The sequence below is a fragment of the Gemmobacter aquaticus genome (genome assembly GCF_007859075.1).
Lineage (GTDB): Bacteria > Pseudomonadota > Alphaproteobacteria > Rhodobacterales > Rhodobacteraceae > Gemmobacter > Gemmobacter aquaticus.
Genome location: NZ_VOAK01000020.1, coordinates 58,006 through 75,479, shown reverse-complemented (window position 1 = coordinate 75,479; position 17,474 = coordinate 58,006). Strand labels below are relative to the sequence as shown.

21 protein-coding genes and 1 tRNA gene are annotated in these 17,474 nt (G+C 65.4%); 13 read left to right on the top strand and 9 right to left on the bottom strand.

Annotated features, from left to right (window positions below):
* The first annotated feature begins 1 nt into the window (after nt 1).
* From FQU74_RS10085 to FQU74_RS10065, 5 genes are all read left to right on the top strand, one after another.
* Nucleotides 2–331, top strand: coding sequence for a hypothetical protein (locus FQU74_RS10085; RefSeq protein ID WP_229704369.1), 330 nt, complete (start codon nt 2–4; stop codon nt 329–331).
* Between the two features lie 4 nt (nt 332–335).
* A complete protein-coding gene (locus tag FQU74_RS10080; protein ID WP_146286345.1) occupies nt 336–626 on the top strand; it encodes a hypothetical protein in 291 nt (96 codons plus the stop codon).
* Between the two features lie 3 nt (nt 627–629).
* Nucleotides 630–1,406 carry a succinate dehydrogenase iron-sulfur subunit gene (locus FQU74_RS10075; RefSeq protein ID WP_146286344.1) on the top strand — a complete coding sequence of 259 codons (777 nt, stop codon included), beginning with the start codon at nt 630–632 and terminating at the stop codon, nt 1,404–1,406.
* A 57-nt stretch (nt 1,407–1,463) separates the two neighbouring features.
* Nucleotides 1,464–1,655 (top strand): hypothetical protein, encoded by a 192-nt coding sequence (locus tag FQU74_RS10070; RefSeq protein ID WP_146286343.1) that lies wholly within the window; start codon nt 1,464–1,466, stop codon nt 1,653–1,655.
* A gap of 155 nt (nt 1,656–1,810) precedes the next feature.
* Nucleotides 1,811–2,674, top strand: a complete 864-nt coding sequence (locus tag FQU74_RS10065) for an urea carboxylase-associated family protein (RefSeq protein ID WP_146286342.1) — start codon at nt 1,811–1,813, stop codon at nt 2,672–2,674.
* Between the two features lie 12 nt (nt 2,675–2,686).
* On the opposite strand, the gene FQU74_RS10060 is transcribed toward FQU74_RS10065, so the two are convergent.
* From FQU74_RS10060 to FQU74_RS10045, 4 genes are all read right to left on the bottom strand, one after another.
* Nucleotides 2,687–3,628, bottom strand: coding sequence for an aldo/keto reductase (locus tag FQU74_RS10060; RefSeq protein WP_308423076.1), 942 nt, complete (start codon nt 3,626–3,628; stop codon nt 2,687–2,689).
* A gap of 108 nt (nt 3,629–3,736) precedes the next feature.
* Nucleotides 3,737–4,441 (bottom strand): purine-nucleoside phosphorylase, encoded by a 705-nt coding sequence (gene deoD, locus FQU74_RS10055; RefSeq protein WP_146286340.1) that lies wholly within the window; start codon nt 4,439–4,441, stop codon nt 3,737–3,739.
* 44 nt (nt 4,442–4,485) lie between these two features.
* The gene (locus tag FQU74_RS10050; protein ID WP_146286339.1) at nt 4,486–5,127 is read right to left on the bottom strand and encodes a GntR family transcriptional regulator; all 642 of its coding nucleotides are present in this window, start codon (nt 5,125–5,127) and stop codon (nt 4,486–4,488) included.
* Nucleotides 5,128–5,158: 31 nt separating this feature from the next.
* A complete protein-coding gene (locus FQU74_RS10045) occupies nt 5,159–5,860 on the bottom strand; it encodes a M48 family metallopeptidase (RefSeq protein ID WP_146286338.1) in 702 nt (233 codons plus the stop codon).
* 193 nt (nt 5,861–6,053) lie between these two features.
* On the opposite strand from FQU74_RS10045, the gene FQU74_RS10040 reads away from it, so the two are divergent.
* Both FQU74_RS10040 and FQU74_RS10035 read left to right on the top strand, forming a co-directional pair.
* A complete protein-coding gene (locus FQU74_RS10040; protein WP_146286337.1) occupies nt 6,054–6,386 on the top strand; it encodes a TIGR02300 family protein in 333 nt (110 codons plus the stop codon).
* Between the two features lie 151 nt (nt 6,387–6,537).
* Nucleotides 6,538–6,613, top strand: a tRNA-Ala gene (locus FQU74_RS10035).
* A gap of 87 nt (nt 6,614–6,700) precedes the next feature.
* Here FQU74_RS10035 and ade read toward each other — a convergent pair.
* Complete coding sequence (ade, locus tag FQU74_RS10030) at nt 6,701–8,401, bottom strand: adenine deaminase (RefSeq protein WP_146286336.1); 1,701 nt, start codon at nt 8,399–8,401, stop codon at nt 6,701–6,703.
* A 113-nt stretch (nt 8,402–8,514) separates the two neighbouring features.
* On the opposite strand from ade, the gene FQU74_RS10025 reads away from it, so the two are divergent.
* Nucleotides 8,515–9,456 carry a DMT family transporter gene (locus FQU74_RS10025; protein WP_146286335.1) on the top strand — a complete coding sequence of 314 codons (942 nt, stop codon included), beginning with the start codon at nt 8,515–8,517 and terminating at the stop codon, nt 9,454–9,456.
* A gap of 6 nt (nt 9,457–9,462) precedes the next feature.
* Here FQU74_RS10025 and FQU74_RS10020 read toward each other — a convergent pair whose 3' ends face one another.
* Complete coding sequence (locus FQU74_RS10020) at nt 9,463–10,284, bottom strand: uracil-DNA glycosylase (RefSeq protein ID WP_146286334.1); 822 nt, start codon at nt 10,282–10,284, stop codon at nt 9,463–9,465.
* A gap of 137 nt (nt 10,285–10,421) precedes the next feature.
* Here FQU74_RS10020 and FQU74_RS10015 point away from each other — a divergent pair, with 137 nt between their 5' ends.
* From FQU74_RS10015 to plsY, 4 genes are read left to right on the top strand one after another with little or no spacing between them, the layout of a single operon-like run.
* Nucleotides 10,422–11,384, top strand: coding sequence for an aspartate carbamoyltransferase catalytic subunit (locus FQU74_RS10015; RefSeq protein ID WP_146286333.1), 963 nt, complete (start codon nt 10,422–10,424; stop codon nt 11,382–11,384).
* Nucleotides 11,381–11,878, top strand: coding sequence for a hypothetical protein (locus tag FQU74_RS10010; protein ID WP_146286332.1), 498 nt, complete (start codon nt 11,381–11,383; stop codon nt 11,876–11,878). The genes FQU74_RS10015 and FQU74_RS10010 overlap by 4 nt, the downstream gene beginning before the upstream one ends.
* Complete coding sequence (gene pyrC / locus FQU74_RS10005) at nt 11,875–13,152, top strand: dihydroorotase (protein WP_146286331.1); 1,278 nt, start codon at nt 11,875–11,877, stop codon at nt 13,150–13,152. Before FQU74_RS10010 ends, pyrC begins: the two co-directional genes overlap by 4 nt.
* A 6-nt stretch (nt 13,153–13,158) precedes the next feature.
* The gene (gene plsY / locus FQU74_RS10000) at nt 13,159–13,767 is read left to right on the top strand and encodes a glycerol-3-phosphate 1-O-acyltransferase PlsY (RefSeq protein WP_146286330.1); all 609 of its coding nucleotides are present in this window, start codon (nt 13,159–13,161) and stop codon (nt 13,765–13,767) included.
* Between the two features lie 32 nt (nt 13,768–13,799).
* Here plsY and FQU74_RS09995 read toward each other — a convergent pair whose 3' ends face one another.
* The 3 genes from FQU74_RS09995 to FQU74_RS09985 are packed head-to-tail and all read right to left on the bottom strand — an operon-like array spanning nt 13,800 to nt 16,463.
* Nucleotides 13,800–15,146 carry a glutamate--cysteine ligase gene (locus tag FQU74_RS09995; protein WP_146286329.1) on the bottom strand — a complete coding sequence of 449 codons (1,347 nt, stop codon included), beginning with the start codon at nt 15,144–15,146 and terminating at the stop codon, nt 13,800–13,802.
* Nucleotides 15,147–15,204: 58 nt separating this feature from the next.
* Nucleotides 15,205–15,738: a hypothetical protein gene (locus tag FQU74_RS09990; protein ID WP_229704370.1), complete on the bottom strand. Its 534-nt coding sequence runs from the start codon at nt 15,736–15,738 to the stop codon at nt 15,205–15,207.
* On the bottom strand, nt 15,735–16,463 hold the full coding sequence (locus FQU74_RS09985) for a 16S rRNA (uracil(1498)-N(3))-methyltransferase (protein ID WP_146286327.1): 729 nt from the start codon (nt 16,461–16,463) through the stop codon (nt 15,735–15,737). Before FQU74_RS09985 ends, FQU74_RS09990 begins: the two co-directional genes overlap by 4 nt.
* Nucleotides 16,464–16,474: 11 nt before the next feature.
* Here FQU74_RS09985 and ubiA point away from each other — a divergent pair, with 11 nt between their 5' ends.
* A complete protein-coding gene (gene ubiA, locus FQU74_RS09980) occupies nt 16,475–17,446 on the top strand; it encodes a 4-hydroxybenzoate octaprenyltransferase (protein WP_146286326.1) in 972 nt (323 codons plus the stop codon).
* The last annotated feature ends 28 nt before the right edge of the window (nt 17,447–17,474 follow it).

Genomic DNA, 17,474 nt, shown 5'->3' with positions numbered 1-17,474 from the left:
GATGGATCACCATATGCCGCAACGTCTTGCTTTTCTTGCACTTATCGGCCTCGCGGCCTGCTCGCCGCAGGTCATGGCCGACAATGTCACTGACCGCGCGGCGCGCTCGGTTGTGGTGGCCGTCATGCAGAATTACATGACGGCACCGCAGGCCGAAATCGCCGCCGACTGCGTCCTGCAGAACGCCACCATCGAGGAGCGGCGCGCCCTCGCCCGCGATGTCGGCGTCATGGCGGGAACGCAGACCGTGCAGAATGTTGTCAATATCGTCAGCCGTCCGAATACTGGCGCCTGCATGCGGGCGCGCGGCGTCGCCCCGATCGGAGGTTGATCCCTTGCGCGCAGCCCTGCCCCTGCTGGTGTTGCTTGCCGCCTGCGGCCCGGTCAGCCGGGAAGAGGCTGAGCGCAGCTGCTTTGAGCGGGCACGCCTTGCTGCGCAGCCGCGCGGCGAAGTGGGCTTTGGCATGGGAAGTAACGGCAGCACTGCCGGCAATCTCGAGATTACCGTGACCTCTGACTATCTGCAGGGGCGCGATCCGTCAGCCGTCTATGACGCCTGCGTCTATCAGAAATCCGGGCAGCTGCCCTTGCAGCCGCTCACCTCACGTCCCGATTGGAAAGGCTAGCCAATGGTCCAGCTCACCCTGCCCAAGAACTCCAAGGTCCGCACCGGCAAGACCTGGCCAAAGCCGGAAGGCAAGAACGTCCGCAAGTTCCAGATCTATCGCTGGGACCCGGACACGGGCGAGAACCCGCGCGTCGACACCTATTTCCTCGACATGGACAAGTGCGGGCCGATGGTTCTGGACGCGCTGATCAAGATCAAGAATGAGGTCGACCCGACGCTGACCTTCCGCCGCTCGTGCCGCGAGGGGATCTGCGGGTCTTGCGCGATGAACATCGACGGGATCAACACGCTGGCCTGCATCTATGGTCTGGATGAGATCAAGGGCGACGTGAAGATCTATCCGCTGCCGCATATGCCGGTCATCAAGGACCTGATCCCCGATCTGACGCATTTCTACGCCCAGCATGCCTCGATCATGCCCTGGCTGGAGACCAAGACAAACCGCCCGGCCAAGGAATGGCGCCAGTCCATCGATGACCGCAAGAAGCTGGACGGGCTTTATGAATGCGTGATGTGCGCCAGCTGCTCGACCTCGTGCCCGAGCTACTGGTGGAATAGCGACAAGTATCTTGGCCCGGCCGCGCTGCTGCATGCCTACCGCTGGATCATCGACAGCCGTGACGAGGCGACGGGCGAACGGCTTGACGATCTCGAAGACCCCTTCAAGCTCTACCGCTGCCACACGATCATGAACTGCGCCAAGACCTGCCCCAAGGGCCTGAACCCGGCCAAGGCAATCGCCGAGATCAAGAAGATGATGGTCGAACGCGCGGTCTGATCCCCTGGCCAAGCCACATATGGCCCCGGTTCGCCGGGGCCTTTTCATTCGGGCGCCATGATCCTTCTGATCCCCCTTCTGGCCATCGCGGTCTTTCTCTACCTCTGGCTTACACGCCGGGGCAGCACGCTGACCCGCCAATGTCTGTGGCGCGAAAGCCGCGCTGAGGGCATCTGGCGTTGCGCCGCCTGTGGTGCCACCTGCCTGCCCGATCGCGGCGCACCGCGGCATTGCCTGCGCCCACGCTGATCCCTTCCTCTTGGCCGAAATACCCCGGGGTGAATGGCGCCAAAGGCGCCAGAGGGGCAGCGCCCCTGAAAACCGACATCGCCGCCGTCGCCCCGGCAATTGACGCCCGCGCGACATGGGCCCAGCCTGCGGGGAACAGCACAGAGGGACCCGACATGAAACCCCAATCGCCCGACCACCTCCCCCCGGCCGACGCGGCCAGCCGCAAGGCCATTTCGCCGGTGATCTGCTACCCGGTCGAAACCCTGCCCAAGCCCGATCTCGCGGGCTATCGCGCCGCGCGAGAGGGGTGGCAAAAGGTGGCCGAGGTCCTCGTTCCCGCCCGCGACGCGCGCTGCTTTGATGTGCCCGCCGGCCACTTCTTCCGCATCACCTCGGTCGAGGGCCCGCAAGTCGGCGATCTGAACCTCTGGAACGCCGCCAATCTGGCCGAACGGTTCTACTCGGGCAAAACGCGCGCGCTGCATGGCACGCATCTCTCCAGCGGCGACCGGATGTGGACAAGCCACCCTTACCTGCGCCCGATGGCCACGATCACGGATGACACGCTGGACTGGTATGGGTTCGACGCCTTCGGCGGCGCGGTGCATGATGTGATCGGCACGCGCTGCGATCCCTATACCCACAACCTTCTCAGCCATGGGGGTCAGTATCACCATTGCTGCCATTCCAACCTGACCCGTGCCCTGGCGGATGCGCGGGGCCTTCCGCTGGATCAGGCCGAGGGGCATGTGCATGATGTGCTGAATGTCTTCATGTGCACCGGCTTCACCCGCGACACCGGGCAGTATTTCATGAAGGCGAGCCCCGTTCGCCCCGGTGACTACCTTGAGTTCTTTGCCGAAATCGACCTGCTTGGTGCGCTCTCTGCCTGCCCCGGCGGGGATTGCTCGTCAGAACATTCCTCGGACACGGCCGCGTGCCATCCGCTGCTGGTCGAGGTGTTCCGCCCGGCTGTGCCGCCCACTGGCTGGGTCAGCCCACCGGTGAACGGGTACGACGGCAGCCACGGGCGCTAGGCGCGCGGGCCGTCAGCAATAGCGCTCGATGCTTTGCAACTGGTGATCGCCGTAGCGGTCACCGGCGGCGAATCCCGCAGGCAAGACCGCTTCGATGGCCGCAAGATCCTCGGCCGACAGGCTTGGCAGCGGCAGCCATTCGCGCAGCCTCTCGGCCCGTCTTGTGCCCGGAATGGGGATCACATGATCGCCGCGCGACATCACCCAAGCCAGCGCCGTGGCAGGCACCGACCAGCCCCGCGCTGAACAGAATTCCCGGAAGCTGTCGATCCGCGCGATGTTGCGGCTGAAATTCGGCTCGGTGAACCTTGGGTTCGCGCCGCGAAACCCGTCCTGCACCTGATCGAGGCGCAATGGCACGTGTCCCAGCATGCCCCGCGCCAAGGGTGAGAAGGCGACGAATGCGACACCCAGCCGGGCGCATTCCTGTATCAGGCCCAGTTCTGGCTGGCGGCTCCATAGCGAGTATTCGTTCTGTACGGCCAGGCAGGGGTGGATCGCATGTGCCTCGCGTAGCGTCTCGGGCGAGATCTCCGAAAGGCCATAGCCACCGATCTTTCCCTCGCGCTCAAGATCGCGCAACGCCCCGATCACTTCAGCGAGCGGTTCGTCGGGGTTGCGACGGTGGATGTAGAAAAGATCAACACGCTCCACCCCAAGCCGCTTCAACGATGCATCAAGCTCGGCGCGCAGATGGGCGGCGGAATTGTCGATCCGGCGCGGAGGGCCGCTGACGATAGAGGCCTTGGTTGCGATCGTCACCGGCACCCGGCGGCTTGCCAGCCATCTGCCGATCACGCTTTCGCTGACACCCATGCCATAGATATTCGCCGTGTCGATGAAGGTAATACCCGCATCCCACATCGCATCGAGGCATGCGTGGCTTTCCGCCTCGGTCGTGGGCCCGAAGATGCCACCGAAGGACATCGCGCCCAGCCCGATGGCTGACACCATCGGACCCTGTCTGCCTAGTTGCCGTTGCTGCATCTGCCGGGCCTTTCTTCAGGAGGGAAGGCAGAAAAGCCCGACGAATCGGTTCATGCAAGTCGAAAATCGAAGGTCTCAGGCAAACGCCGCGGTCAGCGCGATCTCGATCATGTCGGCAAAGCTGCGCTCGCGCTGATCAGCCGGAAGTGCCTCATCGGTCAGGATGTGGTCCGAAATCGTCAACACCGCCAATGCCCTGCGCCCATAGCGGGCGGCAAGGGTGTAAAGCTCGGCCGCCTCCATCTCGATTGCCAGCACCCCGTGGCGCTGCAATTGCTCGCTCAGGTCCGGGCGCTCGTCATAGAACGTGTCCGAGGAATGGATCGCACCCACATGCAGCCCGACGCCACGCCCCTGCCCCGCCTCATAAGCGGCCTTCAGCAGACCAAAATCGGCGGTGGGTGCAAAATTCAGTTCGCGAAAGATCGTCCGTGACGGAGAGCCCGCCGTGCAGGCCGCCATCGCCAGAACGACATCGCGCACCTTCACATGATGCTGAAGCGCCCCTGCCGAGCCGATGCGGATCAGCGTCTGTGCGCCATAATCGCGGATCAGTTCGTTTGCATAGATCGACAGCGACGGCATGCCCATGCCACTGCCCTGAATGGTCACCCGGTGTCCTTTCCAGGTGCCGGTATAGCCCAACATCCCGCGCACCTCGTTGACCAGAACGGCATCGGTCAGAAAGGTCTCTGCGGCCCAGCGGGCGCGATAGGGATCGCCCGGCAGCAGCACGGTTTCGGCAATCTCGCCCGGTTTGGCCCCGATATGAAAGGTCATGTCGCTCTCCGCTTGATCTGGCGGAAACTATGCCCAGAGGCGCCTCAGCCGGCAAGGTGGCGCAGGCCCTGCGTCACATCGGTGCGCACGGCCAGACGCAGCGCAGGCTCGTCGCCCGCGCGCAGGGCGGCAAGGATCATACGGTGATGTTGCGGCGGCTCGTTTCGGCGCAGGCGGGAATAGAGCGCCCGCATGGTCGGGCCAAGCTGCAGCCAGACGGTCTCCAGCATGGCCAACATCGCAGGGGCCTGCGCCCGCAGATAGAGCGTGCGGTGGAATTCGAGGTTCGTGCGGATATAGGCCACCGAATCCTGACGCGCCACCGCCTCGGCATTGGCCGCGTTGATCGTGGCCAGACGGTCGATCAGCGCGAAATGCGCGCGCGGCAAGGCACGGGCGGCCAGTTCCGGCTCAAGCAGCGCGCGGATCGCCGCAAGCTCTTCGATACGGTCGGGCGAAAGCTCGGGCGTCGCAACCCGCCCCGAGGATGACAGCGAGAGCGCCCCTTCGGCCACCAGCCGCCGCACCGCCTCACGCGCGGGGGTCATTGACACCCCGTACTGCTTCCCAAGTCCCCGCAGCGTCAACGGCTGTCCGGGCGCAATCTCCCCATGCATCACCTGCGATCGCAGGGCGCGGTAAAGCCGCTCATGTGCGGCGGGATCGGTCGAGCGTGGAGCGTTCATTCGCGCAGCCAACACCCGCGCAAGGGGGCGGTCAAGACCCGTCGAACCTGTAGGCATGCAGCGTCTGACCATGACGCTTCAGCCATTGGCGCCAAGGCTGGTAGTCGGGCATCAGTTGCGCCACTTCGGCCCAGAAGGCGGGTGAGTGATTCATCTGCGCCAGATGCGCCACCTCATGCGCGCAGACATAGTCCAGAACGGCAGGCGGGGCCATGATCAGGCGCCAGCTGTACATCAGCCGTCCATCATGGGTGCAACTGCCCCAACGTGACCGTGTGTCGCGCAAGGTGACGCCCGCATGCGGCCGGCCAAGGGCGATAGCAAAACGGTCGGACGCCGCGACCAGCCTGTCGCGCGCGCGCGTCTTCAGGAAGGCTGCGACACGGCGCGCAAGTTGCGCCTCATCCCCCGGCACCAGAAGCGAATCGCCCACGATCTGCGGCGCGCGGGCCGTTCCCGGCGCGAGGACGATCATCTGCCCCTCATAAGGAATCCCGGCACCGAATCGCAGCGTGGCCTCGGACGGCACCGATGCCAGCGCGCGGCGTAGCCAATCCTCTTGGGCGCGGGCAAAGGCCAAGGCATCCGCCTCGCGCGCACGGGCCGGCAATGACAGTGTGACCCGCCCGTCAAGCCGCGACACACGCAACGAAAACCGGCGCGCGCGCGCCGACCGGCGCAGGGTGATCTCGATCGGCGTTTGGCCGGGATCAGAGGGCGGCAGAACCGGCATCGGGGCTCCTTCCAGGGCGGGGTCAGCATAGCGACGCGCCCTTGTGCCGCAAGGGACTGCTGCGCTTTTCACATCCATGCGCAAAAGGTTTTGACAGTGCTGGCGTCCTGTGGCATGGGCCATTTTTCTCAGGTTGATCCTCGTGGGGTCAGCCCGTCTCAGGCCGCTTCCGGCCATGTTCAAGGGAAGAACCATGCCCAACGAAGAATGGGGTACGAAGCGCGTCTGCCCGACCACCGGCAAACGCTTTTACGACCTGAACAAGACCCCGGTCATCAGCCCCTACACCGGCGAGGTCGTGGATATCGAGAGCGCACGCCGCAAGCTCGCCGCTTCGGTGATTTCGCGCGGTGCCCCCGACAAGGACGATGTGCTGGTCGATGATCTGGACACCGATGACGAACTGCTGGGCGCCGGCGTGACCGACGATGCCGAGCTGGACGATGATCTTCTGGAAGAAGATGCCGACGACAACGTTTCGCTGGACGATCTGGCAGATGTCGCCGGTGACGAGGAAGACGTCTGAGGCAAGGGCCGGCAAAATTCGGCGCGGGGAGGGCAAAATACCTCTTGCACCCCCCCGCGACATACCCTAGATAGCCCGCATCGACGCGATGCAGCGACGCAGACAGAGGCGAGAGCCGAAGAAAGCGAAGCAAATCAAGAAGATACCCGGTGGGGTCATAGCTCAGATGGGAGAGCGCTTGAATGGCATTCAAGAGGTCGGGAGTTCGATCCTCCCTGGCTCCACCAATTAAAACAACGGCCTAGACAGCAAAAGCCCCGCCCTTCGGCGGGGCTTTGTCGTTCCCCGGTGACGGCCCGAAGGCCGTGCCCGTTTCAGGGCAGCACCTCGAACTTGTCCACGTCCACCATGCCGTGATCGGTAATCTTCAGATGCGGAATGACCGGCAGGGCCAGGAAAGCCAGTTGCAGGAAGGGCTCTTCCAGCACGACGCCCAGTGATCTGGCTGCCGCGCGCAGGGTGATCAGGTCGTCGCGCACCACTTCGAAGGGCTGCAGGCTCATCAGCCCGGCCACCGGAAGCGCCAGTTCGGCGAGGATACGACCGCCCTCGGCAACCACGAACCCGCCCTCAATCTCGGTCAACCGGTTCGCGGCGAGCGCCATGTCCGCGTAATCAACCCCGACCACGGCGATGTTGTGGTGGTCATGGCAGACGGTCGAGGCGATGGCTCCGCGTTGCAGGCCAAAGCCCTTGACAAAGCCGGTGGCACGGTTGCCGTTCTTGCCGTGCCGCTCGATCACGGCGATTTTCACCAGATCGCGGGCAAGGTCGGGGCGCTTGTCGCCGCCGTCGGGCGCGATATCGAAAGTCAGATGCTCGGTAATGATCTTGCCGGGCAGGATGCCGATGACAGGCGTTTCGGTACGGTTGCCACCGGTGCGGAAATCTTGCGCCGAGACCTGCGGCGCCTTGACCGAATGGCGCGCAACCGGCGGTATGACCTTGCGCGCGGCAAAGGCCGCATCGCTTGCCCGCACGCCCCCCGCAAAGACCATCTCGGGCCGGCAATCGGCCAGATCGGACAGCACCACGATATCGGCGCGCTTGCCCGGGGCAATCAGCCCGCGATCCTTCAACCCGAAGGCCTCGGCAGCCGACAGCGAGGCTGCGCGATAGGTCGCCAGTGGCGAACAGCCCAGGCTGATCGCCGTGCGGATCAGATAGTCGAGATGCCCATGTTCGGCGATATCCAGCGGATTGCGGTCGTCGGTGCAGAAGCAGCAATAGGCCGAGGTCCGCTCTGTCAGAACCGGGGCCAGCGCGTGCAGGTCTTTCGAGACCGACCCTTCGCGGATCAGCACCCGCATGCCCTTGCGCAACTTTTCCAGTGCCTCGGCGGCAGTGGTTGCCTCATGCTCGGTCCGGATACCGGCGGCGATATATCCATTCAGATCGCGCCCCGACAGAAGCGGCGCATGGCCGTCGATATGGCGGCCACGAAACGCATCAAGCTTGGCCATGCAACCGGGGTCCTGGTTCAGCACACCGGGAAAGTTCATGAACTCGGCCAGACCGATCACCCGCGGGTGATCCATCAGCGGGGCAATATCCGCAGCCTCAAGCCGCGCGCCGGCCGTCTCCATATGGGTCGAGGGCACGCAGGAGGAAAGCTGCACCCGGATGTCCATGACCGTGTGGCCTGATGCCTCAAGGAAATAGCCGATGCCCTCCAGCCCGCAGACATTCGCGATCTCATGCGGGTCGCAAATCGCGGTCGTCACGCCATGTGGGGTCACGCAGCGGTCGAACTCATAGGGTGTGACGAGCGAACTTTCGATATGCAGATGCGTGTCGATAAAGCCCGGGACAAGGATCTTGCCGCTGACGTCGATGACCTCGCGCCCCTCATAGTGATCAAAGACCCCGACGATCACCCCGCCACAGATCGCGACATCGCCCTCAAGCAACTCGCCCGTGATCAGGTCAAAGACCCGCCCGCCCCGCAGCACCAGATCCGCCGGGGCAAGCCCCCTCCCCTGCACGATGATATCCGAAAGCGGTGTCTGGGGCATGGTGATCTCCTGTTCTGCGGCCAGTGAAGCGCAAAGCGCAGGTGCGCCGCAACCCCTGCCAGATCTTGCACCGCCTCGCGCATGGTGCAACTGATGCGGGGAAAGGAACGACCATGCCCCACAACACGCCGGAACGCCCCCCGCAGCGGCCCCTGCGCGGGATCGCGCTGAAGGTGGCCTCTGTGCTTGTCTTCATCGTGATGTCGAGCCTGATCAAGGCCACGGCAGACCGGGTGCCAGCGGGCGAGGCGGTGTTCTTCAGGTCGTTCTTCGCCATCCCGGTGATCATGGTCTGGCTGGCGCTGCGTGGCGAGTTGCGCACGGGGCTTGGGACCTCCAACCCGTTGGGGCACGTCTGGCGCGGTTTGATGGGCACCTGCGCCATGGGGCTGGGCTTCGCGGGACTTGCCTTCCTGCCCCTGCCCGAGGTGACCGCGATCGGCTATGCCGCGCCGCTGCTGACCGTGGTCTTTGCTGCGATGTTTCTTGGCGAAACGGTCCGCGCCTTTCGCATCAGTGCGGTTGCCCTTGGCCTTGCCGGGGTGCTTATCGTGCTCTGGCCGCGCCTGACCATCGTGGGCGGGGCAAGCCATGCGCAGGCGCTTGGTGCGATGCTGGTGCTGGGCGGCGCGGTCTTTGCGTCACTCGCGCAGGTCTTTGTCCGCAAGCTGGTCGATAGCGAAAAGACGGCTGCCATCGTCTTCTGGTTCTCGATGACGGCCACGCTGCTGTCTCTGATCACCCTGCCCTTCGGCTGGGTCTGGCCCACCCCGACCGAGGCCGCCCTTCTGATCACAGCGGGGCTTCTGGGCGGCATAGGGCAGATCCTGCTCACCTCCAGCTATCGCGAGGCCGATGCCTCGCTGATCGCGCCCTTCGACTATGCGTCGATGCTGTTTGCCTTGCTGATCGGCTACTTCATATTCTCCGAGGTGCCGACGCTGACGACGCTTTCGGGCGCGGCGCTTGTCATCGTGGCGGGGATCCTGATCATCTGGCGCGAACGGCAACTTGGTCTGCGGCGCGAACGGCAGCGCAAGGCGATGACTCCCTAAGTACGCTCAGCCCTGCAGATGCGATTGCAGAAGCAGAAGGTCGGCCCAGGCCTCTCGCTTGGCAACCGGATTGCGCAACAGATAGGCCGGGTGCAGCATCGGCAGCACGGGCTTGCCCCAGGCTTGGGTCCAGTTTCCGCGCAACCGGGTGATCCCGCGCTGACGCAGAATCGCCGTGGCAGGCGTATTGCCCATCACGACGATCACTTCGGGATCAACCAATTCGACGTGGCGGCGCAGGAAAGGCACCATCATCGCCATTTCCTCAGGCAGCGGTTCGCGGTTCGATGGCGGGCGCCACGGCATGACATTGGTGATGTAGAGAGCGCGCTCGGCATCCGGGTTCGTGCGGCCAAGGCCGATGGCTGCGAACATCCGGTCCAGAAGCTGCCCTGCCCGACCGACGAAGGGGCGGCCCTCCATATCCTCGTCGCGGCCGGGCGCCTCTCCGATCACCATGACGCGCGCCCGTGGATTGCCGTCGCAGAACACCGTATTGCGCGCACCCTTCTTCAGGTCGCAATGCGGATATGCCGCCATCGCCTCGCGCAGCGCATCAAGCGTAGTGGCGCGGGCCGCAGCCGCTTCCGCGACCGCCACCGGATCGACCTTTACCGCTACTGGTGGCTCTGACGCGGGCACAGGCGGGCGCCCCACCGGCTGTGCGGGCGCGGCTTGCGGACGGGTTGCGGGGGCCTCGCGCTCGGCCAGCGCATAGCGGTCGACCGGCATCTCACCCACCGGATCAAGCGCGCCCAGTTCCTGCAGCCATTGCAGGGCCGCAGCAGAGGCATGCCAGTCAGAAAGGATGTCGCTCTCGATTCCCATGCGCGGACCCTATCACCCGGCACGGCCTGCCGCCACGCCCGGATGCGGCGCCCGGATGCGGAGAGAGGGATTTCCCCGATTGATCCGCTTGCCCGCCCTGCCTATAACCCCGCCACACGCTGCCGAGGGAGATCGTCATGTCATTCCGCGCCCGCCACCTTCTCGGCATCGAACATCTGGCCCCGGACGAGATCCGAAGCGTTCTGGATCTGGCCGAACGCTATGTCGAGCTGAACCGCCGCACGATCAAAAGCTCGGACGCGCTGGCGGGCATGACGCAAATCAACATGTTCTTCGAGAACTCGACCCGGACGCAGGCCAGTTTTGAACTCGCAGGCAAGCGCCTTGGGGCCGACGTGATGAACATGAGCGTCGCGCAATCTTCGGTAAAAAAGGGCGAGACGCTGATCGACACCGCGTTGACGCTGAACGCCATGCACCCTGACCTGCTTGTGGTGCGCCACCCACATTCGGGCGCGGTCAACCTGCTGGCAAGCAAGGTGAATTGCGCGGTGCTCAACGCAGGCGACGGCAAGCACGAACACCCCACGCAGGCGCTGCTTGACGCACTGACCATCCGACGGGCCAAGGGGCGCATCCAGCGGCTGACCGTGGCGATCTGCGGCGATATCGCCCACAGCCGGGTCGCCCGGTCCAACCTGATCCTTCTGGGCAAGATGGAAAACCGCATCCGCCTGATCGGGCCGCCAACGCTGATGCCATCCGGCGTGGCCGAGTTTGGCTGCGAGGTCTATGACGACATGAAGGAAGGCCTGAAGGGCGCCGATGTCGTGATGATGCTGCGCCTTCAGAAAGAGCGGATGGACGGCGGCTTCATCCCGTCCGAGCGCGAGTATTACCACCGCTACGGTCTCGATGCCGAAAAGCTGGGCTATGCCAGCCCCGAGGCCATCGTGATGCACCCCGGCCCGATGAACCGCGGGGTGGAAATTGACGGCGAGATCGCTGATGACATCAACCGCAGCGTCATTCAGGACCAGGTCGAGATGGGGGTCGCTGTGCGCATGGCCTGCATGGACCTGCTCGCCCGCAACCTGCGCGCCGAACGCGGTGCGCGCGCGGTAGGGGCCATGGTGTGACCGATCTTGCACCCGGCGAACGTATGATCTGGCAAGGTCGTCCCGAAGGGGGCGCACGGCCCGACCTCTCCAAACCCGGCGAGATCGTGTTCGGGCTGGCCTTCATCGCTTTCTCTATGTTCTGGATGGACAAGGCGAGGGAGGACGGGCCGATCTGGCTGGCGGGCCTGCCGTTTCTGGCTGTCGGCCTGAAGCTTGCCTTCTGGCGGGCCTGGGGGCCGCGCCTGCGGTCGAAATTCGCGCGTTACACCCTGACCAACCGGCGCGCGCTGGTCGAGATCCGCTGGCCGCTTGTCGGCAGCGTCCGGCAAGAGATGACGGTGACCCCATCCACCATCGTCGATATCGACGGCCCCGCGCCCGAGACGATCACCCTGACCCAAGCCCTGAGCGGCCCGCGCGGCACCACGCGCGAAAGCCTGCGGCTCGAACGGCTCGCCGAGGGACAGCGCGTGCTGAACCTGATCCGCGACATTCAGAAAGGTGCCGCATGACCACGCTGCATTTCACCAACGCCCGCCTGATCGACCCCGAGGCGCAGTCTGATGCCCTCGGCACGCTGACCGTCGAGGCGGGCGTGATTGCCGCGCTGAATGGCGCAGCACCGGCGGGCGCCGAGGTCATCGACTGCGGCGGGCATTGCCTCGCTCCGGGGATCGTGGATCTGGGCGTGAAGATCGGTGAGCCGGGCGAGCGTCACCGTGAGAGCTTTCGCTCGGCCGGGCTTGCGGCGGCGGCAGGGGGCGTGACCACGATCATCGCCCGTCCTGACACCCACCCCGCCATCGACACCCCCGAAGTGCTGGAGTTCGTGACCCGCCGCGCGGCCGAGGCGAGCCCCGTGCGCATCCGCCACATGGCCGCGCTGACCAAGGGCCGCCAGGGCCGCGAGATGACCGAGATCGGCTTTCTGCGCGATGCGGGCGCCCTGGCCTTTACCGATGCCGATGCGGTCTCCACCGACACCAAGGCGCTGGCGCGTGCCTATACCTATGCCCGCAGCCTCGGCGCGCTGGTGATCGGCCATCCGCAGGAACCGGGTCTGTCGAAAGGGGCTGCTGTCACCAGCGGCAAGTTCGCCTCGTTGCGTGGCTTGCCCGGCGTGCATCCGATGGCCGAACGCATGGGACTGGACCGTGACCTCGCGCTGGTCGAGATGACGGGTGCGCGCTACCACGCCGACCAGATCACCACCGCCCGCAGCCTGCCCGCGCTGGAGCGCGCCAAGGCAAACGGCCTTGATGTCACCGCCGGCGTCTCGATCCATCATCTGACGCTGAACGAGATCGACGTGGGCGATTACCGTACCTTCTTCAAGCTCACCCCGCCGCTTCGGTCCGAGGACGACCGGCTTGCGATGGTCGAGGCGGTGGCCTCGGGCCTGATCGAGGTGATCTCGTCGCAGCACACGCCCGCAGACGAGGAAAGCAAGCGCCTTCCCTATGAAGAGGCCGCATCCGGCGCCGTGGGGCTTGAGACGCTGCTGCCCGCCGCGATGCGGCTTTACCACGCCGGGCACCTGAGCCTGGCCGAGTTGTGGCGCGCGCTCAGCCTCAATCCCGCGCGCAGGCTGGGCCTGCCGCAAGGGCGGCTCGCACTCGGCGCGCCGGCTGATCTGGTGCTGTTCGACCCCGACACGCCCTTTGTGCTGGACCGCTTCAAGCTGCGGTCAAAGTCGAAGAACACGCCCTTTGACGGCAGCCGCATGGAAGGTAAGGTGCTGGCAACCTATGTGGGCGGTGCCCGCGTCTACGCCGCCGGAGAGTGACTGCCCATGCCCACCTTCACGACTGACCCGCTGCTGCTTTGCCTTGTGGCGGTGGGGTCTTACCTGCTGGGCTCGGTCCCTTTCGGTATCGTCATCACCCGGATGCTGGGTCTGGGCGATCTGCGCCAGATCGGCTCGGGCAATATCGGGGCGACGAACGTCCTGCGAACGGGCAACAAGGGCGCGGCTCTGGCGACGCTCCTGCTTGATGCGGGCAAGGGTGGCATCGCCGTTCTGATCGCGCGGGCATTGACCGGTGCAGGCGATGCCGCACAGGTGGCAGCCTTTGCCTCGTTCCTTGGCCATCTCTATCCGGTCTGGCTGGGCTTCAAGGGCGGCAAGGGGGTCGCGACCTTCCTTGGCACCCTGCTGGCGCTGGCATGGCCCGTCGGGCTTGCCGCCTGCGGTACCTGGCTTGTCACGGCGATCGTGACCCGCATTTCGTCGCTGTCAGCCCTCGTTGCGGCGGCAAGTGTGGCGATCTGGATGTGGGTCTTTGGCCAGCCGCAGATGATCGCGCTTGGCATCATTCTGGCCGCGCTGATCTTCTGGCGCCATAGCGCGAACATCCAGCGCATCCTCGCAGGGACCGAACCGAAAATCGGCAAGAAATAGGGGGCGTCATCGCCCCCCGTGCTGGTGCCGGATCACAGCCGCGCGGCGGCGTAGATCGGGGCAAGGCTGCCCTGCCATTCGCCCTGCCATGCGGCAAGATAGCGGTCGGCCTGCACAAGACCCGTGGCAAGGCTGGCCTGCAGGGGCGCCAGATGCGCCTCCTCGCCATACCCGCGCGCGGCAAGACCCTGGGCGCTCAGCCGCACAGCCTCACGCGCGAGATCGGCAAGCTTGACGCCCCCGGCCTCGCCCTGCAGCGCCGAGACCGAGGCCGCGACCCGCAGCCCCTCTCGCGTGTCAATGTCAAATCCCTTGACCAGATCCCAGGCCGCATTCAGCGCGCCCTGATCGTACATCAGGCCCACCCAGAAGGCTGGCAGCGCGACGATATGGGCCTGATCGCCCACATCGGCGCCGCGCATCTCGATGTATTTTTTGACCCGCGCTTCGGGGAAGACCGTCGTCATATGGTCGGCCCAGTCCGAAAGGGTGGGCTTTTCGCCCGGCAATGCCGGAAGCTCTCCCTTCAGGAAATCGCGGAAGCTTTGCCCAAGCGCATTGATGTAGTGTCCGTCGCGGTAGACGAAGTACATCGGCACATCCAGCACCCAGTCCACATAGCGCTGGAAGCCCATCCCCTCTTCAAAGACGAAGGGCAGCATGCCGGTGCGCGCGTCATCCAGCCCCCGCCAGATACGCGAACGCCAACTGCGATGGCCATTGGGCTTACCCTCGAAGAACGGCGACGAGGCGAAGAGCGCGGTCGCCACGGGTTGCAGCGCCAGCGCAACACGCAGCTTCTGCACCATGTCGGCCTCGGAGGAAAAGTCGAGGTTCACCTGCACGGTCGAGGTGCGATACATCATCTGCGTGCCATGGGTGCCGACGCGCCCCATGTAATCCGTCATAAGCCGATAGCGCCCCTTGGGCATGACCGGCATATCCTCATGCCGCCATTCCGGCGCGGCGCCGATCCCCATGAAGCCCACGCCCCAACCTTCGGTGACGGCGCGCACCTCATCGAAGTGGTTTTGCAGTTCGGCCGCCACCTCATGCGTCGTGGCCAGCGGCGCGCCTGACAGTTCAAACTGCCCGCCGGGTTCCAGCGAGACATTCGCGCCATTGCGCGAAAGGCCGATGATCTTGCCCTGCTCCAGCACCGGCTGCCAGTTGAACCGGTCGCGCAGCCCCTCGAGTAGCGCCCGGATCGAGCGCGGCCCGTCATAGGGCAAGGGAGCATGGCTGTCCTCGAGGAAGCCGAATTTCTCGTGTTCGGTTCCGATCCGCCAGTCCTGACGCGGTTTGCAGCCCGATTCCATATAGCCCGCCAGCTGGTCAAAGCTTTCGATAAGGCCACCGCCGCTTTGAGGGATCGACATTGGAAACTCCGTGCTGCCGGGATCGGGCGCTAACAGGTGGCGCGGGGCGCGGGGTAAGTCAAGCCGGGCCGATGCGCGAGCGCCCATCCGGCCGGTGCCAGATCACCGGGCCAAGCGCATCTGCTGCCGCACTTGGGGGGGTGGCGAGCGCCGAGACAAGGGCGTTGCTGTCCATCCCCGGCAAGGCGGTGAAGGCATCAAACAGCCGCTCCGCGCCGCTGGCATCGACCGGGATCAGCAGGGCCTGCCCGTCCAACTGCTTCAAGCGCCAGAACCGACGGCTGCCGCGCGACATCAGCCGCAACTCGGCCAGTTCGCGCAGCGAAAGGTAGCCGCCGCCCTCGGGGCCAAGCCAGCCGATCTGCGCCTCGTCAAGCTCTACAACGCCGGGGCCGCCGGCATCGTGGACAAAGCGAAGGCGGCGCAGGGCTATGACGCCAAGGCCCACGCCAAGCGCGATTGCAGCCATCCCGACCGGAATCAGGATCAGCCCGCCCAGCACGCACAGCCAGACGCCCGTACAGACAATGCAGGCCGCCATCAGGGCCTCGCGCCACCGCGACAGCGCCGCCAATGCCTCGGGGCGGATCATAGCCAATCCCCCAGGGCAGCCTGCCACAGCGTCAAGGCCGCGACCGCCGCCGTTTCGGCCCGCAGGATACGCGGGCCGAGGCTCGCCTCAACCACCTGCGGCACAGCGGATATGCGCGCCCTTTCGCGGTCCGAGAAGCCCCCCTCGGGGCCGATCAGGATCGCCCAGGGCTGCCCACGCGCCTCGGCGCCAAGGCGTGTCGCCACCCCCGCCTTCGCCTCGTTGCACCACAGGATACGGCGGTCCGCGGGCCAATCCGCAAGGCGCTGCTCCAGCGAGACCAGCTCATCAACCACCGGCACCAGCGTTGCGCCGCATTGTTCGGCTGCCTCGCGCGCATTGGCCTGCATCCGGTCGCGGTTGAAGCGGTCCGAGTTGGTGAAGGCGGTCTGCACCGGGCAGAGCCGTGCCACGCCGAGCTCAACCGCCTTTTCGACGATATAGGTCGTCTCGGCCTTCTTGACCGGCGCGAAGAGCAGCCAGACATCGGGGGGCGGCTGCAATGGCCGGGTCTGCGTCTGGCAGACCAGCACCCCGCGTCGCTTCGATGCCTGCGCGACCTCGGCCAGCCACTCGCCGTCCTGTCCGTTGAACAACAGAACCCGGTCACCGACCGCACGGCGCATGACCGCGAAAAGATACATCGACTGATCTTCGTCCAGGGGCACCGATTGCCCCGGACAAAGCGGGTGGTTTACATAGAGCCTGATCTTCGCATCTGACATGAGCCCAGACTATGCCCCACCCGACCGGAATTCCAGAGCCCGACCAACAGGTCGCGGATGCCGCGCGGGGCAACTGGGTTGACCGCTGGGCACCGGCCGCAAGCCGGCCCTATCTGCGACTGAGCCGTGCAGATCGACCGATCGGCACCTGGCTTTTGCTGATTCCCTGCTGGTGGGCGCTGGCCCTTGCCATGGCCGCCGACCCGGCAGGGCCGCGCTGGCAGGATCTGTGGATTGCGCTTGGCTGCGGGATCGGGGCCTTTGTCATGCGCGGGGCGGGCTGCACCTGGAATGACATCACCGACCGTCACATCGACGCGCAGGTGGCCCGCACCCGATCGCGTCCCCTGCCATCCGGGCAGGTCACGGTGCGGCAGGCGCTGGTCTGGATGGTGGTGCAGACGCTGATCGGGGCGGCCGTGCTGCTCAGCTTCAATACGACCACGATCGTCGCGGGCATCGTCTCGCTACTGCCAGTTGCGATCTACCCATTTGCCAAGCGGTTCACCTGGTGGCCGCAGGTGTTTTTGGGTGTCGCCTTCAACTGGGGCATCTTTGTCGCCTGGGCGGCCCATACCGGCAGCCTGTCGTGGCCGCCGCTCCTGCTCTGGCTGGGCGGCATTGCCTGGACGCTGTTCTATGACACGATCTACGCCCATCAGGACAAGGACGATGATGCGCTGATCGGCGTGAAGTCAACCGCGCGCCTGTTCGGTGATGCCGAAACCCCGGCCTGGCTGCGGCGCTTTCTGGTGCTGGCGCTGACCCTGATGGGCGCGGGCGTCATCCTCGCACTGATCGAGGCGCCGGGGGCCTCGCTGCTGGTGGCAATCATCGGCCTGATGGCCTTTGGCGCGCATCTGCGGTGGCAGCTTTTGCGGCTGGATACGACGGATCCGGGGCTGTGCCTGCATCTCTTCCGCAGCAACCGCGATGCCGGGCTGATCCTTGCGCTGTTTCTTGCCGGTGCAGCCGCCCTTTGATTGATCCTTGCGGCGCCGCGCCGTAAGC